This window comes from Novosphingobium jiangmenense, from assembly GCF_015694345.1.
In the GTDB taxonomy this organism is placed as follows: domain Bacteria; phylum Pseudomonadota; class Alphaproteobacteria; order Sphingomonadales; family Sphingomonadaceae; genus Novosphingobium; species Novosphingobium jiangmenense.
Genome location: NZ_JADQDC010000005.1, coordinates 205410 through 230750 on the forward strand (window position 1 = coordinate 205410; position 25341 = coordinate 230750).

Annotated in this window: 24 protein-coding genes; 13 read left to right on the forward strand and 11 right to left on the reverse strand. The window is 64.8% G+C overall.

What is annotated here, in order from left to right; all coding sequences use genetic code 11:
* Positions 1–13: 13 nt before the first annotated feature.
* The 3 genes from I2488_RS09695 to I2488_RS09705 form a co-directional block, all read right to left on the reverse strand.
* Positions 14–1354: a mechanosensitive ion channel domain-containing protein gene (locus tag I2488_RS09695; RefSeq protein WP_196275591.1), complete on the reverse strand. Its 1341-nt coding sequence runs from the start codon at positions 1352–1354 to the stop codon at positions 14–16.
* Positions 1355–1411: 57 nt separating this feature from the next.
* Entirely contained in the window at positions 1412–2758 is a 1347-nt protein-coding gene (locus tag I2488_RS09700) for a TldD/PmbA family protein (RefSeq protein WP_196275592.1), read from the reverse strand.
* A gap of 87 nt (positions 2759–2845) precedes the next feature.
* Positions 2846–3211 carry a hypothetical protein gene (locus tag I2488_RS09705; protein WP_196275593.1) on the reverse strand — a complete coding sequence of 122 codons (366 nt, stop codon included), beginning with the start codon at positions 3209–3211 and terminating at the stop codon, positions 2846–2848.
* Between the two features lie 230 nt (positions 3212–3441).
* Between I2488_RS09705 and lptB the strand changes: the two genes are divergently transcribed.
* Together lptB and rpoN are read left to right on the forward strand one after the other, a co-directional pair.
* Positions 3442–4218: an LPS export ABC transporter ATP-binding protein gene (gene lptB, locus I2488_RS09710; protein ID WP_196275594.1), complete on the forward strand. Its 777-nt coding sequence runs from the start codon at positions 3442–3444 to the stop codon at positions 4216–4218.
* 43 nt (positions 4219–4261) lie between these two features.
* Positions 4262–5749, forward strand: coding sequence for an RNA polymerase factor sigma-54 (gene rpoN, locus I2488_RS09715; protein WP_196275595.1), 1488 nt, complete (start codon positions 4262–4264; stop codon positions 5747–5749).
* A 4-nt stretch (positions 5750–5753) separates the two neighbouring features.
* On the opposite strand, the gene I2488_RS09720 is transcribed toward rpoN, so the two are convergent.
* Genes I2488_RS09720 through I2488_RS09735 form a run of 4 tightly spaced genes read right to left on the reverse strand, consistent with a single transcriptional unit; the run spans position 5754 to position 12003 of the window.
* Positions 5754–6614: a phosphodiesterase gene (locus tag I2488_RS09720; protein WP_196275596.1), complete on the reverse strand. Its 861-nt coding sequence runs from the start codon at positions 6612–6614 to the stop codon at positions 5754–5756.
* Positions 6615–6634: 20 nt separating this feature from the next.
* Complete coding sequence (locus I2488_RS09725; protein ID WP_196275597.1) at positions 6635–8518, reverse strand: cytochrome c3 family protein; 1884 nt, start codon at positions 8516–8518, stop codon at positions 6635–6637.
* A 7-nt stretch (positions 8519–8525) separates the two neighbouring features.
* Positions 8526–9422, reverse strand: a complete 897-nt coding sequence (locus tag I2488_RS09730) for a hypothetical protein (RefSeq protein WP_196275598.1) — start codon at positions 9420–9422, stop codon at positions 8526–8528.
* 4 nt (positions 9423–9426) lie between these two features.
* Positions 9427–12003, reverse strand: coding sequence for a cyclic nucleotide-binding domain-containing protein (locus I2488_RS09735; RefSeq protein WP_196275599.1), 2577 nt, complete (start codon positions 12001–12003; stop codon positions 9427–9429).
* Positions 12004–12252: 249 nt separating this feature from the next.
* On the opposite strand from I2488_RS09735, the gene I2488_RS09740 reads away from it, so the two are divergent.
* Positions 12253–13263: a tetratricopeptide repeat protein gene (locus I2488_RS09740; RefSeq protein ID WP_196275600.1), complete on the forward strand. Its 1011-nt coding sequence runs from the start codon at positions 12253–12255 to the stop codon at positions 13261–13263.
* A 307-nt stretch (positions 13264–13570) separates the two neighbouring features.
* Positions 13571–14272: a response regulator transcription factor CtrA gene (gene ctrA, locus I2488_RS09745; RefSeq protein WP_011443965.1), complete on the forward strand. Its 702-nt coding sequence runs from the start codon at positions 13571–13573 to the stop codon at positions 14270–14272.
* A gap of 75 nt (positions 14273–14347) precedes the next feature.
* Here ctrA and I2488_RS09750 read toward each other — a convergent pair whose 3' ends face one another.
* A complete protein-coding gene (locus tag I2488_RS09750; protein WP_196275601.1) occupies positions 14348–15166 on the reverse strand; it encodes a helix-turn-helix domain-containing protein in 819 nt (272 codons plus the stop codon).
* Between the two features lie 112 nt (positions 15167–15278).
* Here I2488_RS09750 and trmB point away from each other — a divergent pair, with 112 nt between their 5' ends.
* The 3 genes from trmB to I2488_RS09765 all read left to right on the forward strand — a co-directional run bounded on the left by trmB (position 15279) and on the right by I2488_RS09765 (position 17527).
* Entirely contained in the window at positions 15279–15998 is a 720-nt protein-coding gene (gene trmB / locus I2488_RS09755) for a tRNA (guanine(46)-N(7))-methyltransferase TrmB (protein ID WP_196275602.1), read from the forward strand.
* 104 nt (positions 15999–16102) lie between these two features.
* Positions 16103–16870: a sulfite exporter TauE/SafE family protein gene (locus I2488_RS09760; RefSeq protein ID WP_196275603.1), complete on the forward strand. Its 768-nt coding sequence runs from the start codon at positions 16103–16105 to the stop codon at positions 16868–16870.
* 129 nt (positions 16871–16999) lie between these two features.
* The gene (locus I2488_RS09765; RefSeq protein ID WP_196275604.1) at positions 17000–17527 is read left to right on the forward strand and encodes a hypothetical protein; all 528 of its coding nucleotides are present in this window, start codon (positions 17000–17002) and stop codon (positions 17525–17527) included.
* A gap of 10 nt (positions 17528–17537) precedes the next feature.
* Here the strand turns inward: I2488_RS09765 and nadB are convergent, their stop codons facing one another.
* Both nadB and I2488_RS09775 read right to left on the reverse strand, forming a co-directional pair.
* Positions 17538–19160 carry an L-aspartate oxidase gene (gene nadB / locus I2488_RS09770; RefSeq protein ID WP_343071029.1) on the reverse strand — a complete coding sequence of 541 codons (1623 nt, stop codon included), beginning with the start codon at positions 19158–19160 and terminating at the stop codon, positions 17538–17540.
* Positions 19161–19545: 385 nt separating this feature from the next.
* Positions 19546–20505: an ABC transporter ATP-binding protein gene (locus I2488_RS09775; RefSeq protein WP_196275605.1), complete on the reverse strand. Its 960-nt coding sequence runs from the start codon at positions 20503–20505 to the stop codon at positions 19546–19548.
* Between the two features lie 71 nt (positions 20506–20576).
* On the opposite strand from I2488_RS09775, the gene I2488_RS09780 reads away from it, so the two are divergent.
* The 5 genes from I2488_RS09780 to ispG all read left to right on the forward strand — a co-directional run bounded on the left by I2488_RS09780 (position 20577) and on the right by ispG (position 24211).
* Entirely contained in the window at positions 20577–20777 is a 201-nt protein-coding gene (locus I2488_RS09780; protein WP_196275606.1) for a zinc-finger domain-containing protein, read from the forward strand.
* A gap of 49 nt (positions 20778–20826) precedes the next feature.
* Positions 20827–22266, forward strand: coding sequence for a metalloprotease TldD (tldD, locus tag I2488_RS09785; RefSeq protein ID WP_196275607.1), 1440 nt, complete (start codon positions 20827–20829; stop codon positions 22264–22266).
* A gap of 70 nt (positions 22267–22336) precedes the next feature.
* Positions 22337–22480: a hypothetical protein gene (locus tag I2488_RS09790; RefSeq protein ID WP_214652308.1), complete on the forward strand. Its 144-nt coding sequence runs from the start codon at positions 22337–22339 to the stop codon at positions 22478–22480.
* Positions 22481–22521: 41 nt separating this feature from the next.
* A complete protein-coding gene (locus I2488_RS09795; RefSeq protein WP_196275609.1) occupies positions 22522–23034 on the forward strand; it encodes a GNAT family N-acetyltransferase in 513 nt (170 codons plus the stop codon).
* Between the two features lie 40 nt (positions 23035–23074).
* Positions 23075–24211: a flavodoxin-dependent (E)-4-hydroxy-3-methylbut-2-enyl-diphosphate synthase gene (ispG, locus tag I2488_RS09800; protein ID WP_196275610.1), complete on the forward strand. Its 1137-nt coding sequence runs from the start codon at positions 23075–23077 to the stop codon at positions 24209–24211.
* Positions 24212–24215: 4 nt separating this feature from the next.
* Here ispG and I2488_RS09805 read toward each other — a convergent pair whose 3' ends face one another.
* Positions 24216–24722 carry a hypothetical protein gene (locus I2488_RS09805; RefSeq protein ID WP_196275611.1) on the reverse strand — a complete coding sequence of 169 codons (507 nt, stop codon included), beginning with the start codon at positions 24720–24722 and terminating at the stop codon, positions 24216–24218.
* A gap of 66 nt (positions 24723–24788) precedes the next feature.
* Here I2488_RS09805 and I2488_RS09810 point away from each other — a divergent pair, with 66 nt between their 5' ends.
* Complete coding sequence (locus I2488_RS09810) at positions 24789–25292, forward strand: GNAT family N-acetyltransferase (RefSeq protein ID WP_196275612.1); 504 nt, start codon at positions 24789–24791, stop codon at positions 25290–25292.
* Positions 25293–25341: the final 49 nt, after the last annotated feature.

Sequence of the window (25341 nt, forward strand, 5' to 3'; positions counted from 1 at the left end):
GATTTCCCGCCGCTCACTCCGTGGGGCGGCGGGAATCGAGAAGATCCTTTCCTTCCACGTCCGCACCGCGCTCGGCATGGACCATGCGATCCATGTGATGATCGGGCGCCACGTCCTCGGCATCGACCGTCGCCTGCCCTGCGCTCTTGGGAGCGGACGATTGCGGCGGCTCATGATCGAGATGGATGCGGTATTCGGGACTTTCCGCCACGAACCCCGCTTCGCGCAAAGCCTTGCGCACCGCTTCCATTGCGCGGGTCCGGCTCTTGCCGAAATCTGCCCGGGTCTGGTCGATCCAGCCATTGAAGCGCAATACCTGCACCGATCCGGAAATGTCGGCAATCTCCGCCCCCGGCTTCGGCTCGTCCAGAACCCAGTCGAGATTTCGCAGCGTTTCCAGAGCGACCGCCTGCGCCCGGCACGGATCGGCTTCATGGTCGATCGCATAATCGAACGCGAAGCGGCGCTGCGGGTTCGTGGTGAAGTTGGTGATGACCGCCTTGAACACCGTGGCGTTCGGAATGCGCAGATGATTCCCGTCCGGAGTCAGCAGCAGCGTCGCCCGGCTGGTCAGGCGCAGCACGCGGCCTTCGTGGCTGTCGATCTTCACGTTGTCGTTGGCACGGAACGGCTGGCGCACCGACAGCATCAGCGACGAGAAGTAGTTGTCGATCGAATCGCGCACGGCAAGTCCGACCGCGAGGCCCAGGACGCCAGCGCCGCCGAGCACGGCCCCCAGCATTGCCGTCGCGCCGACGATATCCAGCGCCAGGACGATCCCGGCGACGACGAACACAAATCGGATCGCCGTCGCCACCAGTCCGGCAAGGAAGGGATTTGGCGTGACCCGCTCCCACAGCCGTGACTGCCTTGCCAGCGCATAGCCCAGCATGCCGACAACCACCGCGACGGCGATGGCCACGCCCAGAAGCGGCAGGGCGCGCAGAAAACCATTGATCCTGCCTGTCACGCCCGACAGCGCCGGGTTCAGGTTCTTCTCGACATCGAGATTGCGCTCGAGCCGGTTCTGCACGGTGACCACGCCGTTGAGGCGCGTCGCAATCGCTTCTGCCTGCTGGATGGTCTTCTCGTCCGGCACCTGACCGGTCAGGGTGACCACCCCTGCCGCCACCCTGACGCCAGTGCCTTTCAGCGCCGGGATCTCGTCGAAGATGGCCCGGATCCTCGCGGCGAGGCGGGCGTCCTCGTCTGGCGCGGGCTGAGCAGCTATCTCGGGCGCATCTGCCGAGGCGCTGGCGCTCGGGCTGGCCGTGGGGAGCTTCGGGAGAGCTTGCGCCAGCGCCGGAGCGGGCAGCGACAGGCAAAGTGCGACCAGGAACCGGATAAAGCGCATGCGCAGACAAGTAGCGCGCGCGCCTGAAAGTTCCCGCCCGGCCTGCAGGCTGGGCGATCAGTCCCCGGCCACGCTCATCCCGTCAACGCGCAAGGTCGGCGTGTCTATGCCGCGATAGACTTCGAGATCATTGGCCGCCGTGAGCGCGGCGAACATGTCGATCAGATTGCCCGCAACCGTGAATTCGGCGATCGGCCCGGCAAGCTGGCCGTTGACGATCCGGAAGCCCGATGCGCCGCGGCTGTAGTCGCCGGTCACGCCATTGACCCCCTGCCCGATCAGTTCGGTGACGTAGACCCCGTCGGCAATGTCGGCCATCAGCTCCGCAGGGGTCACACTGCCTGCTTCCAGAACCACGTTGCTGGAGGTGACATGCGGTGCGCCGGAGGACCCGCGCGAGGCATGGCCGGTTGGCGTGGCGCCCAGCTGGCGTGCAGCTGCCGCGTCCATGAGCCAGCCGGTGAGATGTCCCGCATCGACCAGCTTGCGTGGTCCGGTGGGCAGGCCTTCGCCGTCGAACGGGCGCGAACGCATGCCGCGCGTGGCCAGCGGATTGTCGAAGATGGTGATCGCGCTGTCGAAAAGCTTCTCGCCATCACGATCCAGCAGGAAGCTGGCGCGCCGGGCTATGGAAGCGCCGCTGATGGCGCCGAGGAGATGGCCGACCAGCGTGTTGGCCACGCGCGGATCGAACACGACCGGCATCGGCCCGGATTTCACCCGCCCGGGGTTGAGGCGGCTCACCGCACGCTCGCCTGCCTCTCGGCCGATTTCTGCCGGAGTCTTCAAGTCGGCCGCATGCCGCGTGCTGCGCCATGAATAGTCGCGCTGCATGGCGCTGCCTTCCCCGGCGACGACGCTGGCCGAGATGCTGTGGCTCGAAGCGGCATAGGCACCGGAAAAGCCGTGGCTGGTGGCAAGGGCGAACAGGCCCCGGCCCGCGCTGGCGCCGCCGCCTTCGCTGTTGGTCACGCCCGAAACGGCGCGCGCGGCGTCTTCCGCTTCTTCGGCAAGGCGGCGCAAGTCAGCCGGGCTGCGCTCGGTCTGGTCATCGAGATCGAGATCGGGAGCCGGGCCCTTCAGCAAGAGCTCTTCCGGAGCCAGCCCCGCGAACTTGTCCGCCGGGGCGAGGCGCGCCATTGCCACTGCGCGGCTCGCCAGCTCGTCGAGAGCCGCATCGCCAAGGTCGGTCGAGCCGATCGATGCGGAGGCACCGCCGACGAAGACGCGCAAGCCGATGTTCTCGGATTCGGAACGCTCGACATCTTCGAGCGACCCGAGGCGAACCGAGACGGATTCGGAGGAATTGCCAAGATATACCGCATCGCCCGCATCGGCCCCGGCACGGCGCGCGCGCGCGATCAGCGCTTCGCAGCGCTCCTGGGCTTCGGCGGGTGACAGCATGGACAGACCTTTTCGCAAGCGGGACGGCTGCGCGGTCTAGCGCCCGCAAGGGGCCGGGGCAATCAATTGGTCAGGAAGGGGGCAAGATCAGAACAGGGCGGAAAGCACCTTGAAACCGCCGGTGATCAGGAACGGCAGCACGCCGGCAAGCACCCAGACCTTGATCTGGTCGCGCTTGAACGCCGCAGCATAGGCGGGATCGTGGGCCTGATCGTCGGTCAGATGCTCCCACCGGCGCTCGAAATGGCGGAACATCGGAATGATCGCGGCAACAAGGACCACCAGCACGAACACCGGCAGGATCGAGGCGCTGCGCTCCTGGAGCTCGTGCATTGTCACGAAGATCTGCAGGGCCGTGTAGATCAGCAAGCCATAGGCGACATTGTTGCTCATCTTCTTGCGCCAGTCGACCGGTGCCGACTTTGCCGCCTGCGAATGAAGGGCCTTGTTCATGGCTCCGTTCCTCGTGTTTATCCTGCTCCTCGCGCAATAGATCATGCAGCGCGCCGACCTGCAAGATCAATTCCAATTCGGAGTGTTCCGCCGCGGAAAGTCATCGCCGTTCACCTGTCGACAAGCAACGCCATGCATAAATCCTGCCAATTGCGCTTCACGGGGTTTGCCGCGCCGGATTGAAGCGTTATTGGAGGCCACAAGTGCCGGAAAAAGCAGAGCCCATGCCAATGACCGTGATCGACGACACTCCCGCAGCAGCGAGCGCTGCCCCGCCGATCCCGCAGGGCGGGCTCGAAGTCGTGTCGATCGCCAAGTCCTACGACAAGCGCGCGGTGCTGACCGACATCTCGCTGTCCGTCGGCAAGGGCGAGGTTCTCGGCCTGCTCGGGCCGAACGGTGCCGGAAAGACGACCTGCTTCTATTCGATCATGGGCCTCGTCCGCCCTGATTCGGGCCGCATCCTTCTGGATGGCGTGGATATCACCAAGCTGCCGATGTACCGCCGCTCCATCCTCGGCCTCGGTTACCTGCCGCAGGAAACCTCGATCTTCCGCGGCATGACGGTCGAACAGAACATCTCGACGGTGCTCGAACTGATCGAACCGGACAAGGCCACGCGCGAGGCAGAGCTCGAGCGCCTGCTCGACGAATTCGGCCTCACCCGGCTGCGCTCCAGCCCCGCCATGGCGCTGTCGGGCGGCGAGCGGCGGCGTTGCGAGATCGCGCGGGCGCTTGCCGCGCGGCCCTCGATCGTGCTGCTCGACGAGCCTTTCGCCGGGATCGACCCGCTTTCGATCAGCGACATCCGCCATCTCGTGAAGGACCTCAAGGGGCGCGGCATCGGCGTGCTGATCACCGATCATAACGTGCGCGAAACCCTCGATATCGTTGACCGCGCCTGCATCATCTATGGCGGACAGGTGCTCTTCGCAGGCAGCCCGGAAGCGCTGGTGGCCGATGCCAACGTGCGCCGGCTCTATCTCGGCGAAGGCTTCACGCTGTGAGGCCCGGCGGCAACTGATGCGAGCTCCGGGGGGACTCTGACGTATGGCGCTCGGGCCTCGGCTGGACATCCGGCAGACCCAGTCGCTGGTGATGACGCCGCAGCTCCAGCAGGCAATCAAGCTGCTGGCGTTGTCCAACCTCGAAGTCGAAACCTTCATCGGCGAGGCGCTCGAAGCCAATCCCCTGCTGGAGATCGGCGAAGCTGCTCCGGCCGAGCCGCTGGAAGTCGCCCCTGAGGAACTGCGGCGAACGCACCTAGAATCCTCGCCCGTTGACCAGCTCGTTTCCGAAGGCCGTGTCGAGGAAGACCAGCCGCTCGATATCGACGTCTCCGCGCTCGACCGTGACCGCGATACCGGTGACGGCGGCTCCTTCGAACTGTCCTCCTCGCGCGACTTTGCCGCAGGCGGCGAAAGGCCGGACATCGACGAGCGTGGTCGCTTCGAGGAAACGCTGGCCGAACACCTTCATGCGCAGATCGGCACAACAACCTCCGATCCGCAATTGCTGTTCGTGGCACGCTGGCTGATCGACCAGCTCGACGAGGCCGGGTATCTGGGAATTGCCCTGAGCGAGGTCGCTGAATCGCTTGGGCTTTCGGCAGTGGTGATCGAACGCGCGCTCGGCCTCGTCCAGTCGCTTGATCCGACCGGGGTTGGCGCCCGCAATCTTGCCGAGTGCATTGCGCTGCAAGCTCGCGAGGCAGATCGTTACGATCCGTGCATGGCGCGGCTGATCGACAATCTCGATCTGGTTGCACGCGGCGAAGTCGCGCGGTTGAAGCGGCTGTGCCAGGTCGATGACGAAGATTTTGCCGACATGCTGGCCGAGCTGCGCAGCTATGACCCGCGTCCGGGCCTGCGCTTCGGCGGGGGAGCGGCCGAAGCCGTGGTACCAGACATTCTGGTGCGGGCGGCCAAGGGGGGCTGGGACATCGCGCTCAATCAGGCGACCTTGCCGCGCCTGATCGTCAACCGCAGCTATTACGTCGAAATGCGCGGGGCCTGCGTCAGCAAGGATGCCAAGGCCTGGCTGGGGGAGAAGCTGGCCGACGCCAACTGGCTGCTCAAGGCGCTTGACCAGCGACAGAAGACGATCCTGAAAGTGGCGAGCGAACTGGTGAAGCAGCAGGACGGCTTCTTCCGCAATGGCGTTGCGCATCTGCGCCCGCTGACGCTCAAGACCGTGGCCGAGGCGATCTCGATGCACGAATCGACCGTCAGCCGCGTGACTTCGAACAAGTACCTGCACTGCGAACGCGGCACGTTCGAGCTGAAGTACTTCTTCACCTCGGGCGTCGGCTCTTCCGATGGCGAGGGTGCCTCGGCAGAAGCGGTGAAGGCAGCGATTCGCCAGTTGATCGATGCGGAGGACCCCAAGGCGATCCTCTCGGACGACGCGCTGGTCGACCTGCTGAAGGCAAAGGGCTTCGACCTCGCCCGCCGCACGGTGGCCAAGTATCGCGAGGCGATCGGGCTGGGCAGTTCGGTCCAGCGGCGCCGGCAGAAGGCGCTCGCCGGAGTGCGCTGAAAGCTCAGTGGGGCTGCGCGCCCGGACGCTCTGCCAGCATGTGCTGGATCATGCCCTGAAGGTTGGCGTCGTAGCGCGCGAGGACCTGATGGTCCTCGGCCGTGTCCCAGTGGGTGACCAGTTCACGACCGTTGAACCAGTGCAGCGCGTATCCCGGCGGATCGGCGATGATCAGATTGCGCTCGTCAGGAGCATTCGGATCGATCGGCCTGAGATCGAGCGCGACCTGTGGTGCCGTTGAAGGGCAGGTGGCGACTATCGTGCCTTCCCACGCCGTGGTGACGGCGCGATGGATATGGCCACAAACGATGCCCACCACGTTGTTCCGTCCACGCAGGCACCCGGCCAGCCGTTCGACCCAGGGTTCGGCCGGGTCGGTGTTCATCCAGGGGATGCCGACCTCTACCGGCGGATGGTGCTGGACGATCAGGGTGCGCGCGTCCGGGGCTTCATCAAGCCGCGCGCTCAGCCAATCGGCGCGCGCTTCGCAGAAGGCACCGCCATGGCGGCCTTCCTCCAGCGTATCGAGAACGATCAGGCGTAGCGGACCGGCATCGACCACGTACTGCAGGAAACCGCCATCAAAGGCGATCTCGGGGAAAACCTCTTGGAATGTCGCGCGCTCGTCGTGATTGCCGAGCGCGTAATGGACTGGAAAGGGCAGATCGGAGAAAGCCTCGCGCAGGCGTTCGTAGCTGGCCTTGTCGCCACGGTCGATCAGATCACCGGTCGCCAGCAACAGGTCAGGCTGCGGTTGCATCGCTGCCAGTTCCTCCAGCACGCGGTCCAGCCGCTGCCGATTGAATTCACCGGGCGAATCAGGTTCGAACCCGAGGTGAATATCGGTGACCTGTGCGATCAGCATCGTCCCCCCGCCCCGGCGCCTTATCGCAGCTTTACCGGGAACCGGGGCCTTTCAGCCACGGCAACGGTTTGCGCCACGTCCTTCTTCCGGTCCTTCTTCGGCGCCCAGGGAGCGCCTGCATCCATGTGATAGGAGTGGCACATCGCGCAGGAGGAATCGACAGGGTCTTTCACGGATACGGATGCAAGCTTCGCCCCCTCGCCGCCGACGTGGCACGAGCGGCAGCCGCCCTTGCCGTCGATGCCGGGCACAAGCAGGTCACTCGCCTTGTTCGAGGTGGCGGCGTTGACGTGGCAATCGGCGCAATCGCTCTTGTTGTGCGCCTTATGGTCGAACCAGCCCTTGTGGTAATAGCGATCGTTCTGGGCGACGGGCTGCACGGTGAAGCCGCCGCTGGCCATCGAGCCGCCGCGATTGACGGTATGGCAGTCATAGCACATGCCGCCCTGCGAGAAGACCTGAGCCACCGCCTGTTCCGCGCGCGTCGGATAGAAGCGCACGGCGCGGGCATAGTCGGCAGCGGTGGAACGCAGCGCGGCATCGCCCGGCACGCGGCGGGCGAGACCTGACAGGTTCGCCGGACGTGCTGGCGCTCCGCCGCGATAGAACGCGCGCAGATCGGCTACGACCAGTTCCGGCTCGCCATGGCGCAAGGTGCGGAACGTGCCGCCGACCTGATCGAAGCTCAGCGAGTGGCAGGACTGGCACGAGTCCTCCATCACCACCGGCTTGAAGCGGGTGCCAGTGGCGTCGGACTTGTGGCAATCCTTGCATTGAAGCGCATCATTGGCGGCGAAGCGACCCGGCATGCGGCGGACCATCTGCGCGATGCCGTTGGTCTTCGACAGGTGCTGGCCGTGGGTGAACTTGAGGCCGTTGTTCTCGGTCAGTCCCGGCGTCCAGCTGGCGCGCTGGAACAGGGGCTTCTTGCCGTTCATGCCGCTGATGATCATCGGCTTGAACTGGGGATGGGCCGTCCCGAAATCGGCGGCATCGGCAAGTTTGGTATCGCCCAAGCGACTCTTCATCCCGTTGTGGCAATCCGCGCAGAATTGCTGCTGAGTGGCGGGCATAGCACCCGCGCCCTCATGCTCGGTGTGACAATCGACACAGCGTCCGGCGGGGCGATTGAAAGCGGTCGCAACCGCACGCTGCAATCGCGCCATGCCTTCCGGCTCGCCGCGGGCCTTCAACAGGCGCGACTTGTCGGCGATGTGATCGTGCGCGTCCTTGGTGTGACAGGTGAGGCAGGCTTTGTCGGTCACCGCGACGAAGGCCTGCGTATGACAGGCCTGACAATCGCCGCCGAGGTTCTTGTGGGCAAGGCTCAGCGGACCGGACGACCACGTCTGGTCGGCATGGAAGCCATCAGGCCGCCGCGCCTTTTCCTGCATCGCCAGCGGCTTGTAGGTCATGTAGCTGTAGATCGGGAAGGCGAGGAACGAGACCAGCACGAGGATCGCAAAGGTCCACGCCGACATGCGCTTGCCGGGCAGGAGGCCCTTGAGCGTGTAGACGGTGGTGATGTCCTTGTCCTCGGCGGAATCGGACACCGCCTCGACGCGGCGCACGGTGAATGTCGCCTCGCCGCTTTCGGCATCCACCGAAACCGAGATGCGGTGTCCGCCGAAGGTCAGCTCCGCGCCCGCCACCGGATCGAGCGGGCTTTGCGTGGTGCTGCGACCATTGACCTCGAAGGGCTGCGCACCAATCGAGGCAATCACGAGGCTACCGTCGCTCTGGCGCGTGACCTGCGCGTGGCGCGGATCGACGGCAAGGTCGGGCAAGTGGATGTCGCATGCGGCATCGCGGCCGATGGTCAGGACATCGCCTTCGACCGTGGTCGGCCGGACGATCTCCTCGCCACTGGACTTGAGCGCGATCTGGCGGACTAGAAAGCTCATCTTGCGCTCACCAGTAGAAGAAGACGCTGACGATATGGGCGGAGAGCGCCGCAATCAGCGCAAAGGTCACGGGCACGTGCACGTAAAGCCAGGCCTGCAACCAGGACTTGAGTTTGAGGTGCCGTCGCATTCGCCCGAGCATCGCCTCCTTGCGCGTCAGCAGCGCATCGACCTTGTCGAGCGGATCGTTGGCGATGCGCGGCCGGTAGGCGCGGATACGGCGCAGTTCCGCAGCCGTGCTGCGCGTGGCGCACTTCGGGTAAGTGCCGGTGATGCGGTTCCAGAAGGTCCCGGCGAAAGGGTCCTCGTCAAGGCTCTTGCCCACCAGAGTCGCCGTCTCGGGATCGAGCGGCTGCGCGGCATCGTGGATCTGGCGATCGAGGGAGCGCAGTGCTTCGATCATCTGCTTTTCGGTGATCGCGCCTTCTTCGTCATAGCGGTTGGACGACAAGGCCTGCGGCAGGGTGGCGTAGACCCAGATGCCGAAAATGCCCGATGCGATCACGATCAGCATCAGCGCCCAGGCCAGGGTGTGGACATTCCAGCCGAGGTGGAAGCCCGAATGCAGCGTGCCGATCACGGTAAGGCACAGGCCGAGGTAGACGTGCGCCGAAGTCCAGCCCTTCAGGCTCCAGCGCCCGGGCGTGATCGCGCGCTTGCGCATGCCGAGCATGGTCAGCCACAGGATCAGCAGCGCACCGATGGTGCCGAGCGTGTAGCCTAGCCAGCTCGAGCCGAAGTGCGTGCCCGGCAGTGGCACGAAAATATACAGCGCAATCAGCGCGACCGCGAGGGCGGCGGACAGCTTGGCCCAGAACAGATTGCGGTGGGTGAGGAAACCCTCGTGCGTGGACGTACGCTGGCGGGTGGCGCCGGTACGCTTGCGGGGTGCAATGCTCGCCATCGGCTCAGACTCCCTCGTTCTCGAGCCGCGCGACGGTCAGGAACTCGTCGGGCGATACGCGGATGGCGGCGCCGGTCGGGCAAGCGCGGACGCAGCTCGGGCCGCCTTCGATCCCGGCGCACATGTCGCACTTGATCGCCTTCTTGCGGTCGAGCAGTTCGTCGACCGCCGGGTCGCCGGTGTACTTGGTGTTCTTCTTCGACCACTTGTACGGCGGCTCGCCCGGCCCGGGGCCGGACCCGAAGAACAGCCACGAGAGCAGCGACGGCTTCTTCGGCGGCACCTTGTCCATGCGGATCACGCCATAGGGGCAGTTGCGCTGGCAGTTTCCGCAGCCGATACAGGTATCGTTGATGAACACCTCGCCGTCCGGCCCGCGGTGGATCGCGTTGGGCGGGCAATCGGCCATGCAGTGCGGGTGCTCGCAGTGGCGGCACGATGTCGGCACGTGGAGGTGCGCGAAGCTCTTGCCGGCCTCGCGATCGAGCCGCGAGAGGCCATCATGGCTGTCGGCGCAGGCCTTCTCGCAATTGTCGCAGCCGACGCACAGCCGTTCGTCGATCAGCAGGACGTCGGTCGCCTCGCCAAGACCTTGGCTGACGAGGAACTTGGCCTGTTCGGAATAAAGATCGACGACGCCCGAGAAACTGTCCTTCTTCGATTCGATGAAGGCGTTGGTGGCTCGGCGGACCTCCATGTCCTTGCGCGCACGGTCGAGCAGGGCGGGCTTGGCAGCAAGAACGCGGCCAAAGGCCTCGCCATCGATGCAGATGACCTCGCTCTTGATCGCGGCGCGCACGGTGGCGGTGCGGCGCCCGCCATCGATCAGCGCCATTTCGCCGACGTAGGAACCGGCGGGAAGGTAGGACAGGAATACAGGCTTGCCGCCGACTTCCTTCTCTACGACCATCGAGCCGACGCGGATGACGTAGATGTCCTTGTCCTCGTCGCCTTCCTTGATGATCGCGTCGCCGGCGCGCACGGCCATGATCTTCGAGGTTTCGACGACTTCGGCAATGTCGGCGCTGGTGAGCCCTGAGCCGAACATCTGCAGGATCTGGCGCTCGGTGGAGATGCGTTCGATCGCGCGCTTGGCCGTCGGCACCTGGCTCTGCAGCTTGAGCGCGGCGTTGCGGCTGATCTCGACACAGATCGTGTCCTCGGCGGCCACGATGGTCGCACCGCGTTTGCGGCCCGAGATCAGGCCGACTTCGCCGAAGATCGTGCCCGCCGGGATCGGCACCACCTTGGACGGGTCCTTGGGATCGAGCCGGACGTGGACTGACCCGGAGGCAATGGCGAAGAGCGATGAACCCGGATCGTTCTTCTCGAACACCGTCTCACCCTTGGCATAGGCGCGGGCGGCCGAATCGAGCATGAACTCGCGCAACTGCAGCGTGGTCATGCCATCAAGGATGGTCACGTTGGTACGCAGGAATTCCAGCCAGTCGTTGACCGAACGATTGCCCGGCAGCCCTGCAAACTTGGCCTCAAGCAGCGGCTCGTCCGCCGGCTTGAGGTCAGTGTTGCCGTTGATGAACTCGACGACATCGTAGCCCTGATTCATGCAGTGCTTGATCAGCGGATAGCCCGCCAGAGCGCCGATCACGAAGATGCCGGGCGCCGTCGATTCGAACTGCGGCGACAGCGTCGGGAAGGCGAGCCGATCCGCGCTGGCGAACTCGATGCCGCAGCCTTCGACAAAAGCGCGCGGCGGGGCAGAGCCGATGCGGGCGATGATCCGGTCACAGCGGATGCGTTCCTCGCCGTCACGCGTGGAAAGGGTGATCCAGCCCGGTTCGATCGCCTTGGTTTCGGTCTCGTAGCGGATCCTCAGCTTGCCGGCCGCGTCGTCCTCGACCAGCGCCTTGGCGTTGGGCTCCTTGGCGGTGGCGAAGCTTTCTCGGACGTTGGTCGATTTCGGGCTGCGGTTGAGCACGGTCACGACGTTGCCCTGCGCCGGATCCTCCACCAGACCGCGCGCATTCTCGATCCCGGCGTCACCGGTGCCGACGACGACGATGTGCTGGTCGAGCACGGCGTAGGGATCATCAAGCTGGTAGGTGACGTGGGGCAGGTCACCGCCGGGGCAGCGCATGAGGTTCGGGTTGCCCTGCGTACCGATGGCGAGGACCACGTTCTCCGCCATGACGGTCTCGCCATTGGTCAGTTCGATGGCGTAAGGCGGAGCAAAGCGCTGAAGTTCGGTGGTGGTGGTCGAACCATCGCGCGCACGGCTGACGATCTTCTGCACCGAACCGGGAATGGCCTCGCCGGTGCCCTTGATGGATTTCACCTCGGCATTGTACTTTACGTTCACGCCAAGTTCGGCGGTGCGGCGGTTCCATTTGTCGAGGATGTCTTCCTTCTTCCCCGCATCGAACTCCTGATCGGACCGGAGGATCAGCTGCGATGGCGTGGCCATCACATGCTTGCCCTTCTGGTACTTGAAGATCGTGTCCGAGAGGTGATCGGTCTTTTCGAGCAGGACGTGGCTCAGCCCGAGCTGCGCCGCGCGGCCAGCAGCGCTCATGCCCGCCGGACCGGAGCCAATGATCGCAACCTTGAAAACCTCGCCCACCGGTATGCGTCCCCCGCATCGCGAACCGACGGTGCTGTTCCCGCACCTGCCTGTTCAAAAAACCGATTTGCGACCCCTGTCCGGCGACTTTAGCCGAAGAGACGCGCATTGCCAGCCGCAATTTGCGAGGAGGCGCAAAGCCGGACCCACCGGGCGGAGCAATTGCGGTGGCGCTTGCAAGTTCCCCGCCCGGCACGATATGCGCCGCACTACACGGGCGCCGCGCCGGGCGTTCGACAGGAGTGCGTGATGACCGATCCCCAGCCAGCCAGCGACCCGCGCGAGCCTGCTCAGCGCGATTCGGCACAGGGGACGTCGCGTGTCGGCCGCTATGCGCTGATCGCGGCAGGGCTGATTGCGCTGGGCGCCGGTGGCATTGCCATGTTGCGCGGTCCGGAAACGCCTCCTCCTCCGGCAGTCCCGCCGCCGTCGGCGCCAAGCCAGCAGCCCTCTGTGGACGACGTCATTGCCAAGCTCGAGGCCAAGCTCGCCGAAAAGCCCGACGATGCCGAAGGCTGGCGCATGCTCGGCTGGTCCTACTTCCAGACCGAGCGCTATGCCGAAGCGGCTACCGCGCTGAAGAAGGCGACGAAGCTCGATCCGGACCATGCCGAAACCTGGTCGTTCCTGGGCGAGGCGCTCGTCCTTGCCAGCAAGGAAGAGGGCCGCATGCCGCGCGATGCCAAGGCCGCGTTCGACAAGGCGATCAAGCTCGATCCGAAAGATGCACGCGCGCGCTATTTCCAGGCCGTGGCGATGGACCTGTCGGGCCGGCACCGCCAGGCCATCAACGCCTGGTTCAGCCTGCTCGAGGACACTCCGGCCGACGCGCCCTATGCCGAGGACATCCGCGAGGTTATCCGCAACGTCGGCGAGAAGCGCAAGATCGACGTGGAAAAGCGCCTTGCCGAAGCCAAGTTCGCCGCGCCCGCCAATGGCGTCATCACCGACGGACCGCACAAGGCCGCGGCTGGCATTCCGGGCCCGACCAGCGAACAGATGAAGGCTGCCGGGGGCATGCCCAAGGGCCAGCAGGAGGCGATGATTCGCGGCATGGTCGACGGGCTGGAAGCCAAGCTCCAGGCCAACCCCGGCGATGTCGACCGCTGGATCATGCTGCTGCGCAGCCGCATGCAGCTGGGCGAACCGCGCAAGGCGGCAGAAGCCCTTCAGAAGGGGCTTGCCGCTTTCCGGAACGACAGCGCCAGCGCCCGAAAGTTGCGTGAAGCGGCGTCCAGCCTTGGCGTGGCGGGGGCCTGATCCGGCTCGGGCGAATCAGTTTTCCGTCCTGCCGGAGCGCAAACCGTTAACCGTGCGGTGCGGTGGGGCAGCGACCTGATTCATTACGGGACACCCGCAAAACCGGACCTTTGCGTGCCGAAATGAGTCACCTTTGCGCCGAATTGAATCACATTTCCGGCACTTGTGCGTTAACGCGTGCGAAACCGCTTCGTCGCTTTACAACAAATTAACCTTTCATGTTCATTCCTCCTATGGTTAATGGCGGGCAACCCGGATTGAAGACGGGTTAATTGCCACGGGGACATGGCAATCAAGGGGCGGTTCAATGCGCGTACTGCTGATCGAGGATGAACCTACAACGGCCAAGGCGATCGAGCTCATGCTCACGACCGAAGGCTTCAATGTCTATTCCACCGATCTTGGCGAAGAAGGCCTCGATCTGGGCAAGCTCTATGATTACGACATCATCCTGCTGGACCTGAACCTGCCGGACATGCACGGATATGACGTGCTCAAGAAGCTGCGCGTCGCCAAGGTGCAGACGCCGGTCCTGATCCTGTCGGGCATTTCGGAAATGGACAGTAAGGTCCGCTCGTTCGGCTTCGGCGCCGACGACTACGTGACCAAGCCGTTCCACCGCGAAGAGCTGATCGCGCGCATCCATGCCGTGGTGCGCCGCTCGAAGGGCCATTCGCAGTCGGTCATCCGCACCGGCAAGCTTTCGGTCAACCTCGATGCCAAGACGGTCGAGGTCGATGGTGCCCGCGTGCATCTGACCGGCAAGGAGTACGCGATGCTCGAGCTGCTTTCGCTGCGCAAGGGCACCACGCTGACCAAGGAAATGTTCCTCAACCACCTTTATGGCGGGATGGACGAACCCGAACTCAAGATCATCGACGTGTTCATCTGCAAGCTGCGCAAGAAGCTGGCCCATGCCTGCGGCGGCGAGAACTACATCGAAACCGTCTGGGGCCGCGGCTACGTGCTGCGCGATCCGGACGACATGAGCGCGATCGAAGCGGCCTGACCGGCCCGGCGCCAACGCCATCCCTGGGACGGCCCGCCCTCATCGGCGGGCCGTTTCCGGTTTGAGTGCCAGCGCTTAACCGACGCGGTTGAAATAGGTCGTTTCCATCTTGGGCATGGTCTTGTCGGCCCAGACGATCGTCTCGGTCATCGACTTGCCGTCCCGGGCAACGGTGTAGACGCGCGTCGCGACGGGCGCGCCGCCTTTGCCCAATGTCATGACCAGCGTGTTGGAAGCTGGCTGGCGTAAAGACACCGCGTCGAAGATCGGAATGTTGCCCGAGATCGGCACCGCCACGCCGTCAGGCCTCGCGGTCGAGCTTGCAGTCATCGTGCTGCCATCGGGCGCAACGATGTCGACGCGCGTGCTCCACTGCTGGTCAGGCGAGACGCGGAACGCAATCGTCACGCTGCGAGGCCGCTCGTCCGCCGGAATGCGCGCAGTATCCAGCGACCATGTACCGGCCAGCGGAGAGGTCAGGACAGACGGGGGATGGCTGACAGTCGGCGTCTCGGTCTGATGCGTCACCGAGGACACCAACATGACTCCAGCGGCAAGGGGTAGCAAAGCAAGCATGGCGATCTTTCCTTTCGGCCAATAGCGCGCCGCAGATGCGGGCTGCTCATCGACGTCACCCAGGTCGCCCGCTGGGGACAGATCAGTTTTTCTGGGCCAGTTTTCCTGTCCTGCAACCAGCCGCGCCAGTTCCCGGCTGCTGCCGACCCCGGTCTTGCGCCGCGCATCGCGCAGGCGCTCGTTGATCGAGGCTTCGCTGCGGCCAAGAACCGCAGCGATGGATTTGATCGTGTGGCCTGCAGTGAGCAGACGCAGGACTTCGAGTTCCCTGTCGGTCAACGCCGCAGTCGCGCGGTGCGCAGGATCGGTGCCAGACATGCGGTACTGATCACCACAGCCGGCAAACACCGTCCAACCAATTTTCTTGTCCTGCGGTGCGGGGGAGTGATCGTATTGACCCCTGCGGGCGGCCCTGCCAAACGCCGCCGCCATGACAGCCTACAAACCCGGCGATCCGACGACGATCAACCGCCTCTATGGCCGCGCCAAGGGCAAGCCCCTGCGGCAGGGCCAGCAGGCGCTGGTTGACGAGCTGCTTCCGCAGATCGCGATGCCTGCCGAAGGACCGATCACGGCCGAGGCCCTGTTCGGCGAGCCGCGCCCGCTGCATTTCGAGATCGGCTTCGGCGGGGGCGAGCACATGGCCTTCCGCGCCGACATGCTGCCCGACCATGGCTTCATCGGGGCAGAGCCCTTCCTCAACGGAGTGGCGCAGGCGCTCACCCACGTTTCCGGCGACAACGGTGCGCATCCGCCGATTCCGAACGTGCGCATCCACCACGGCGATGCGCTGGAAGTGCTGCGCCGCATTCCCGATGGCTCGCTGTCATTCCTCTACCTGCTGCACCCGGACCCCTGGCCCAAGGCGCGCCACGCCAAGCGGCGCATGATGAACGACGGGCCGATCGACATGTTCGCGGCCAAGCTCAAGCCGGGCGGCGAGTTCCGCTTCGGCACCGACCATGCGATCTACCTGCGCCATGCGCTCATGGTCATGCGCCGCCACAAGCACCAGTTCGAATGGCTGGCACGTGAGGCAAGGGATTTCCAGGTCCGCCCCGGCGGCTGGCCCGAGACTCGCTACGAACACAAGGCGCGCACGGTTTACGGGCATGAGGTGTGGTACTTCCGCTATCGCCGACGGGGCTGACGGTTCGTCGCAAAAAACTCTCCCTTTGCGGTAGAGTTTAAATTCTTTCTTTCCGGTAGAGATTTCCTCCCGCTAGGTCCGCTGCGCAATCAGGGGTGGATTCGATGGATTTTCTGGCCGGTTTCGATCTTTCGGCGCTGCTTCCGTTCATCGCGGTCGGCTTTGCCGCGCAGATGGTCGATGGTGCGCTCGGCATGGCCTTCGGGGTCATTTCCAACACCCTGCTGGTCGGCGTGCTCGGCGTGCCTCCTGCACTCGCATCGCAGCGCGTTCACATCGTCGAGTGCTTCACCACCGCCACCTCGGGCATCAGCCACCTGCTCCACGGCAATGTCGACAAGAAGCTGTTCTTTCGTCTGCTCCTTCCTGGCATGGCGGGCGGGATTCTCGGGGCCTATGTCCTGTCTTCGCTCGATGCCTCGCTGGTGAAGCCCTGGGTTCTGCTCTATCTTTCGGCTATCGGCATCTACCTGCTGGTTCGCGGCATCTTCTATCCGCCCAAGATCAAGGAAGCTGGCTGGGTTGCACCGCTCGGCCTCGTCGGCGGCTTTCTCGATGCGGCGGGCGGCGGCGGCTGGGGCCCCGTCGTCACCTCCAACCTGCTCATCCAGGGCGCCGATCCGCGCAAGGTCGTGGGCACCGTCAACACCGTCGAGTTCTTCCTGACGCTTACCGTGTCGGCCACGTTCATCTGGCATCTCGGCGTGGCTGACGTTGCCGGTGCCACGCTTGGCTTCCTCATCGGCGGTCTTGCCGCGGCTCCGTTCGGCGCATGGGCCGCCAAGCACATCCCGGCCAAGACCATGCTCATCATGGTCGGCGTCGTCCTGACCGTGACCAGCCTCTACGGTGCCTATCGCGCTTTTGCCTGACGATTGCGGGAGGGGTTCGTAGTGCTGCGCAGCCTCTCCCAAGGCTATCGGTTACCAGCCATTAACCATCCGCTGCCATGATCCGGAGGCGTCGCTGGCAAGGCCCTGCGGCAACCGGAGGGCACGATCATGGCGCAGTTTGGCGCTAGCGGCATCACCATTGCGGAAATGCGCGAATTCGCGAGCTTCACGCCCGCCGAGCAGCGCTACATCCGTCGCAGCCTGGATGTTGCCCGAGGCCGCAGCGACGCCATCGCACGCTGGGCGCGCTCGCGCGAGGAAGGCGCCTCGATCCGCGAGCAGGCCGACATCTACCGCGAGATCGCGCTGATCCGGCAACTCCTGCCCCACGCCGAAGGCATCGACAGCGTCGAGCCACTCTTCGGCCCGCTGCTCAGATTGACCGCGTTCGACCTCGCCCAGGATCGCATCGCCGGCTTTTCCGCCTATCGCTTCCTCTACGAGCGCCTGATCGGAGCCGTCGCGCGTCCATGGCTGCCCGGCGCCTTCTGCGGCGCCGCAGCCCTGCCGGTGATCCGCCCGGACCGCCGCCGCGCCCTGCTCCAGTCGATCAGCGAGGCCGCCGCGACCGCCCATGGGTGGTCGCTGCGCGAGCCGGTGTTCTATCCCGAATTCGTCGAGGCCGAAGCAGCCTAGGGCCTGAGGCCTACGGGACAAGCACCGTATCGCGCGCGACCGGGTCGGTCTGCGGATAGTCCAGCGTGTAATGCAGTCCTCGGCTCTCATGCCGCGCCTGTGCGGAGCGCACGATCAGTTCGGCGCTTTGCAACAGGTTGCGCAGTTCGATCAGGTCGGTCGTAACGCGGAAGTGTCCGTAGTAGTCGTTCACCTCGCCGCTCAGCATCTGGATGCGGTGGGCGGCGCGCTCGAGGCGCTTGTTGGTCCGCACGATGCCGACGTAGTTCCACATGAACCGGCGGATCTCGGTCCAGTTCTGCTTGATCACCACCTCCTCGTCGGAATCGGTAACCCGGCTTTCGTCCCATGCCCGGACTTCGGGCGGAGCTTCGAAGGTCTCCCAGTTTTCAAGGATGTCGCGCGCCGCAGCATCGCCGAACACGAAGCATTCCAGCAGGGAATTCGACGCCAGGCGATTCGCGCCATGCAGCCCGCTCTCGGTACATTCACCCGCCGCATAGAGACCGGGAAGGTCAGTCCGTCCGGCGAGATCGATCAGGATGCCGCCGCAAGTGTAGTGCTGCGCCGGCACCACCGGGATCGGCTGCCGGGTCATGTCGATGCCCAGGCCGATCAGCTTCTCGTAGATATTGGGGAAATGACCGCGCACGAAGTCGGCCGGCATGTGGCTGATGTCGAGATGGACGAAGTCGAGGCCGAACTTCTTGATCTCGGCATCGATGGCACGCGCCACGACGTCACGCGGGGCAAGCTCCAGCCGCTCTGCATCGTAGAATTCCATGAAGCGCGTGCCGGTACGCGGGTTGATCAGGCGTCCGCCCTCGCCGCGCACCGCCTCGGTGATCAGGAAGTTCTTGACGTCGAGATTGTAGAGGCAGGTCGGATGGAACTGCATCATCTCCATGTTGGAGACGCGTGCGCCAGCCCGCCATGCCATGGCAATGCCATCGCCGGTGGCGCCGCGCGGCGCGGTGCTGAACTGGTAGACTCGGCCCGCCCCGCCAGTCGCCAGAATGGTCGCGCGGGCCGTATGCGCCTCGACCGTCCCGGTCGCCTCGTTCAGCGCGTAGACGCCCCAAACCCGGCCCGACCCGGAATATCGCGCCGCCTCATGACGACCGGTGATAAGGTCGATGCAGGTGCGGCCGGGCATCAGCGAGATGTTGGGATGTTCCTGCGCGGCCTTGAGCAGGGCCTTCTGGACAGCCGCACCGGTTGCGTCATCGACGTGAACGATGCGGCGGTGGGAATGGCCGCCCTCACGCGTGAGATGCAGCGCACCAGCTTCGGCATTGAAGGGTACGCCCAGCTCGGCAAGGCGGCGGATGGCCTCGGGCGCGTTCTCGACCACGAACTCGACCGTCTCGCGACGATTGAGCCCGGCCCCGGCAATCATCGTGTCCCGGATGTGGTTCTCGAACGTGTCGCCCTCATCCAGCACCGCAGCGATGCCGCCCTGGGCCCAGTTGGTCGAACCCCCGTCGAGTCCGCCCTTGGCCAGCACGCGCACCTTGCACTTCTCGGCCAGGACGAGCGCGGCGGTGAGGCCGGCTGCACCGGACCCGACGATCAGGACGTCGACATCCTGCAGTGCCGATGCTTCGGCTTTACCAATTGCCTTGCCGCTCACGCGGTTCTCCATCCTGCCTTGCGACCTGTGCCGGTCCTGTCACCTGAAGCCGAAGCCCTAGCCGCTGAGCCACCCGGTAGGAAGTGGCACGATGTCCATGCCGGGATCCACGCGGTCCAGCTTTAATATTCTTAACTATTCGCGTCGCTTGTTTCGCACTCGCAGCATGATAAGTAATTGTCCGTAGTGCCGCGGGTGCGACGGGGACAGCCCAATGCCATTTGCAAGATTGCTTTGCCTGTTCAATCGCCATCGCCCGCAACGTGCGGGTGTGGAGTGGGATGGCCGTACCTTTGTCGGAACATGCCGACATTGCGGCAACCCCATTCGCCGCCAGGAACGTGGCGGCTGGCGCGTAGGCCGCAGCTAAGCTGGCATCGCCCAACTATCCGGCCGACTTCGGCATGCTCGTCAGGCTGACGAAAACGTCCTCGAGATCTGCTTCGCGCGTCGAGACGTCGACGATCGCATAGCCTTGTCCCTGCACCAGTGACATCACTTCTCCGGCGTTGGTGCGGTCTTTGTCGTAACTGATTTCGACCTGACGCTCGCCTGCCAGATGACTCCGGACGAACGCTTCATGTTGCGGTGCAGCATCGACGTCGCGATCCAGCGTCAGCACGACAATCTTTTCTCGCGCCATATCAACGAGTTCGCGCGTGGGCTTGTTGGCAATCAGCTTGCCGTGATTGATGATCGCGATTCGGTCGCAGAGTTCCTCTGCCTCTTCCAGATAATGCGTCGTCAGGACCACCGTGACGCCATCCCGGTTGAGTTCGCCAACCAGCTCCCACAGTTGCCGCCGCAATTCCACGTCGACGCCGGCAGTGGGCTCATCGAGCACCAGAACCGGCGGGGCGTGCACCATCGCCTTGGCAATCAGCAGGCGGCGCTTCATGCCACCCGACAGTGAACGCGCGTAAGCATCCGCCTTGTCGGCAAGGTGGACGGCGCGGAGCAGGTCCATCGTCCGACGCAACGCTTTCGGCACGCCGTAGAGCCCGGCCTGATTCTCCAGCACTTCGGCAGGCGTGAAAAAGGGATCGAACACGATCTCCTGCGGGACGATCCCGATGGAGGCCTTGGCGTTGCGGACATCGTGATCGATGTCGTGCCCCCAGATCTCGACGCTGCCCGAGGTCTTCATCACCAGCCCCGCCAGGGTGTTGATGAGCGTCGATTTGCCTGCACCGTTGGGCCCGAGAAGGCCGAAGATCTGCCCTTGCGGCACGTCGAAGCTCACCCCGTCCAGTGCCAGCTTTCCCGGCGCCTTGCCCGTCGGAGCATAGCGCTTCACCAGATCGCGGATACGGATTGCGGGGGGAAGTTCGTCAGTGCTTGCCATGGCCGCTGCCTGCACCACTGCCAGCGAAAACGCAATTGTCTGCAGCCCGCCGATTTGCTAGCCGCGAGACCATGATTCAGGCACCCGAAACCGTCTATACCGATCATCATCGCGTAAAGTGCGATGGCGCGTCCGACATCCGCGGCGGCGCTGCCCTCGGCCACCCGCGCGTCTGGCTTGAGATTGACGAGAAGGGCTATGTCGAGTGCGGTTACTGCGACAAGCGCTTCGTCCTCAAGGGCGGCCCTGCGGATAGCGCCGAGGCGGCTTAAGCCTCTTCGCTCTATGGCCTTTGCGCCCTGAGCGCTTATATCGGTCTCCATGACCGATCTCGATACCCGTTCGCTGCTCTACCGCTCCGGCCTCCTCTCGCCCGAAGAGGCGCAGCGGCTCACCGCCAATGCGCTCAAATCCTGCGATGACGGCGAACTCTACCTTCAGTTCATCGCCAGCGAGAGCTTCGGCTTTGACGATGGTCGCCTGAAGACGGCAGACTACTCCCGTGATGCCGGGTTCGGCCTGCGCGGCGTCTCGGGCGAGATGACCGGTTTCGCCCATGCCAACGAGATTTCGGCTGCAGCCATCGCCCGCGCGGGCGAGACGCTGAAGCTGCTCGATCCGGCCAAGGGCCAGCCGGCCCCGCCGCCGCGCAACAACAATCGCCACCTCTACACCGAGGCCTCGCCACTTGATGCCGTGCCGTTCGAGGCCAAGGTCAAGCTGCTCGAGACCATCGATGCCGCCGCCCGCGCCCGCGACCCCCGCGTCGCGCAGGTTTCGGCTTCGCTCTCAGGCTCATGGTCGGTGGTCGAGATCGTCCGCGCCGACGGCTTCGTCGCTCACGACGTGCGTCCTCTGGTGCGCCTCAACGTGTCGATCGTGGCCGAGCAGAACGGCCGCCGTGAGACCGGGTCTTTCGGCATCGGCGGGCGTCGCCTCTATGACGATCTGTTCTCGCCCGAAACCTGGAACCGCGCGATCGACGAGGCGCTGAACCAGGCGCTGGTCAATCTCGAGTCGGTCGCCGCACCCGCCGGTGAAATGACCGTGCTGCTTGGCCCGGGCTGGCCGGGCGTGCTGCTGCACGAGGCGGTCGGCCATGGCCTCGAAGGCGATTTCAACCGCAAGGGCACCAGCGCCTTCTCCGGCCGCATCGGCGAACGCGTTGCTGCCCCCGGCGTCACCGTGATCGACGATGGCACGCTGCTGGGCGTGAATGGCCAAGGCCGTCGCGGCTCGCTGTCTATCGACGATGAAGGCACACCGACTCAGGAGAACGTGCTGATCGAGGACGGTATCCTCAAGGGCTACATCCAGGACCGCCTGAACGCCCGCCTGATGGGCGTTGCCCCCACCGGCAACGGCCGCCGCGAAAGCTTCGCCCATGCGCCGATGCCTCGCATGACCAACACCTTCATGCGCGGCGGCAACGACGATCCCGCCGAACTGCTCTCCCGCGTGAAGAACGGCATCTTCGCCAAGTCCTTCGGCGGCGGACAGGTCGATATCACCAGCGGCAAGTTCGTGTTCTCCTGCACCGAGGCCTATCGCATCGAGAACGGCAAGCTCGGCGCACCGATCAAGGGCGCCACGCTGATCGGCGACGGGCCGACCTGCCTCACCAAGGTCACCGGCATCGGCAACGACCTCGCGCTCGATGAAGGCGTCGGAGTCTGCGGCAAGGGCGGACAGAGCGTGCCCGCAGGCGTGGGCCAGCCAACCCTTCTGGTCGAAGGCCTGACGGTCGGCGGTACGGCCTGATCGAAGGATGCCGGTCGCTGCGGCGTTGTGTGGTCAGCGCGGGTTAAGCCGTTGTGCGCTAAACGACATCATGGTGACCACGCCGTGGAACGCGCAGCTCTGCAACGTCGATATCGTGCGCATGGTTGACCGGAACGTCGGCTTCTGGCGCGGTTCGGTCGGCCTCGGCAAGTTCGTGCCGTATACCAAGGTCAAGGCTGACAAGGCCGGCTGATCCGGTTGAATTCGCGCGGCACAAGGCGCTAAAGGCGGAGCATGACGCTCCGCCTCGCCACTCCCGCTGACGCACCAGCCCTTGCCGACCTTGGCAGGCGCGCTTTCATCGCCAAGTTCGGCCATCTCTACAGCGCCGAAAATCTCGGCCGCTTCCTCGAAGAATCGCACTCGGAAGCGACGGTCAACGCGCAGCTCAGTGATCCCGCAATGAAGATCGCGGTGATCGAGGAAGACGGCGTTCTCGCCAGCTTCTGCAAGATCGTCCGCACCAGCTCCCTGCCCGAAAAGACTGAAGCCAGCTCGCCGATGGAGCTCAAGCAACTCTACACCGACCCCGACCTGATCGGTCGCGGCGCCGGCGCCCGCTTGATGGACTGGGCCTTTGCCGAAGCCCGCGCGTGGGGCGCGGACGAGATGCAGCTTTCGGTATATGCGCACAACCCGGACGCCCAACGCTTCTATCGCCGCTACGGTCTGGAAAAGGTCGCCGATATCGAATTCTGGGTAGGCGACCACTGCGATCCAGAATTCATGTTCGCAGGGCCGCTTTAGACGCCTTCCGGACGGGCATCGAAATCCCTATAGAGGGCGCATGTCCTCGATCCGTCCATGGCGCGATATCGCGCGTCGCAAGAGCCGTCAGATCATGGTCGGCAGCGTCCCCGTCGGCGGCGATGCTCCGATCACCGTCCAGACGATGACCAACACGCTGACGTCCGATCCGGTGGCGACGATCAACCAGATTCGCCGCTGCGAGGATGCAGGTGCCGACATCATCCGCGTGTCCTGCCCCGACGTCGAAAGCACTGCCGCCCTTGGCAAGATCACCAAGGCCGCGCGGGTGCCGATCGTCGCGGACATCCACTTCCACTACAAGCGCGCGCTCGAAGCCGCCGATGCCGGGGCCGCGTGCCTGCGCATCAATCCGGGCAACATCGGCAGCAACGATCGCGTCGCCGAAGTCGTCCGCGCCGCCAAGGCCAATGGCTGCGCCATCCGCATCGGCGTGAACGCGGGCAGCCTCGAGAAGGACCTGCTCGAGAAGTACGGCGAGCCCTGCCCCGAAGCGCTGGTCGAATCTGCGCTCGATCACATCAAGCTGCTGCAGGACCACGATTTCCACGAATACAAGGTGGCGGTGAAAGCCAGCGACGTATTCCTGGCGGTCGCTGCCTACATGGGCCTTGCCGAAGCTGTCGATTGCCCACTGCATCTGGGCATCACCGAAGCGGGCGGGCTGATCGGCGGTACGGTCAAATCCTCCATCGGCATCGGCAACCTGCTCTGGGCCGGCATCGGCGACACACTGCGCGTCTCGCTTTCGGCCGAGCCGGAAGAGGAAGTCCGCGTCGGCTTCGAAATCCTCAAGAGCCTCGGCCTGCGCACGCGTGGCGTCCGCGTGGTCTCCTGCCCCTCGTGCGCACGCCAGGGCTTCGACGTCATCCGCACGGTCGAAGCACTCGAATCGCGCCTCAGCCACATCAAGACCCCGCTTTCGCTCTCGGTCCTCGGCTGTGTGGTCAATGGCCCCGGCGAAGCGCGCGAAACCGACATCGGCCTGACCGGCGGCGGCAACGGCAAGCACATGGTCTACCTCTCGGGCGTGACCGACCACACCGTGCAGTCCGAGGAGATGCTCGACCACATCGTGTCGCTGGTCGAGAAGAAGGCTGCCGAAATCGAAGCGGCGACGACCGACGCCGGGAGCGTGACCGAGGCGGCGGAGTAATCTGTCAGCGTCCGGCCATCGGCTTGTAGATGTCGATATAGTCGGTCAGGCCGTCGCACCATTCGAAGGTCCGCAACCGCCAGTAGGGGCGGTTCTGGGTCACCGCGAAGCGCCAGTCGTCGCGCGTTGCCTCGCACTTGCGACCGGCATCGGGCGTGTCGGTGATGCGGATCGTGCCCGAGAAGACAAAGTAGTCCGCGCCCACCTCGGTCACCCGGCCATCTAGCCACAGGCGCCCCGGACCTGTCGCCGAGGCCTGGCTTGCGGTGAGCCTGATTGTGCCTGCTTCATCGCGGGCGTTGGCGGTGCCGCGCGTGTTCCAATCGATCCATTGCAGGGTAACCCCGGCGTTGTGCAGCAGCTGATCCGCCGCCGCCCGGTCGAGAACACGGGTAGCGACTGCCGACTGCGCTGGCGCAGGCGCTGCAGTTTCGAGCCTCGGACCGTTCCCGGTCACGCAACCGGCGAGCGCAAGAAGCAGCGGGGCATAGGCAAGGGTAATGCGGCTCATGGCGGTCATGTCTTTCGCAATCCGGAGAGACTGGCAAGGTTCCCCGTGAATCGCTAGGTCCGCCCCATGAACATCTCGATCCGCGCAGCGACTGCCGCCGACATCCCGTTGATAGCCGAACTCATCCGCGCCCTCGCCGAGTACGAGAAGCTCGCCCACGAGGTCCGTTTCGACGAGGCCGTGCTTGCGGCCAAGCTGTTCGGCCCGCGCCCCTACGCCGAAGTCGTGATCGGCGAACTCGATGGCGCGCCGCAGGGCTTTGCCCTGTTCTTCCACAATTTCTCGACGTTCGAGGGCAAGCCCGGAATCTATCTCGAAGACCTCTTCGTGAAGCCTGAGGCGCGCGGTTCCGGTCTCGGCAAGGCGCTACTGTCTCACCTCGCTGCCTTGGCGGTCGAGCGTGACTGCGCCCGCCTCGAATGGTCGGTGCTTGACTGGAACGCGCCGGCCATCGGTTTCTACAAGTCGCTCGGCGCAAAGTTCATGGACGAATGGACCGTCATGCGCGTCGAGGGCGCGGCGCTGACGCAGCTTGGCGCAGGCGCTGGAAATCCGGTCGCAAATGCATAGAATATGTCTCGTTCACGCCCGATAAGGGGGCGGCGTGTTACGGGACTCG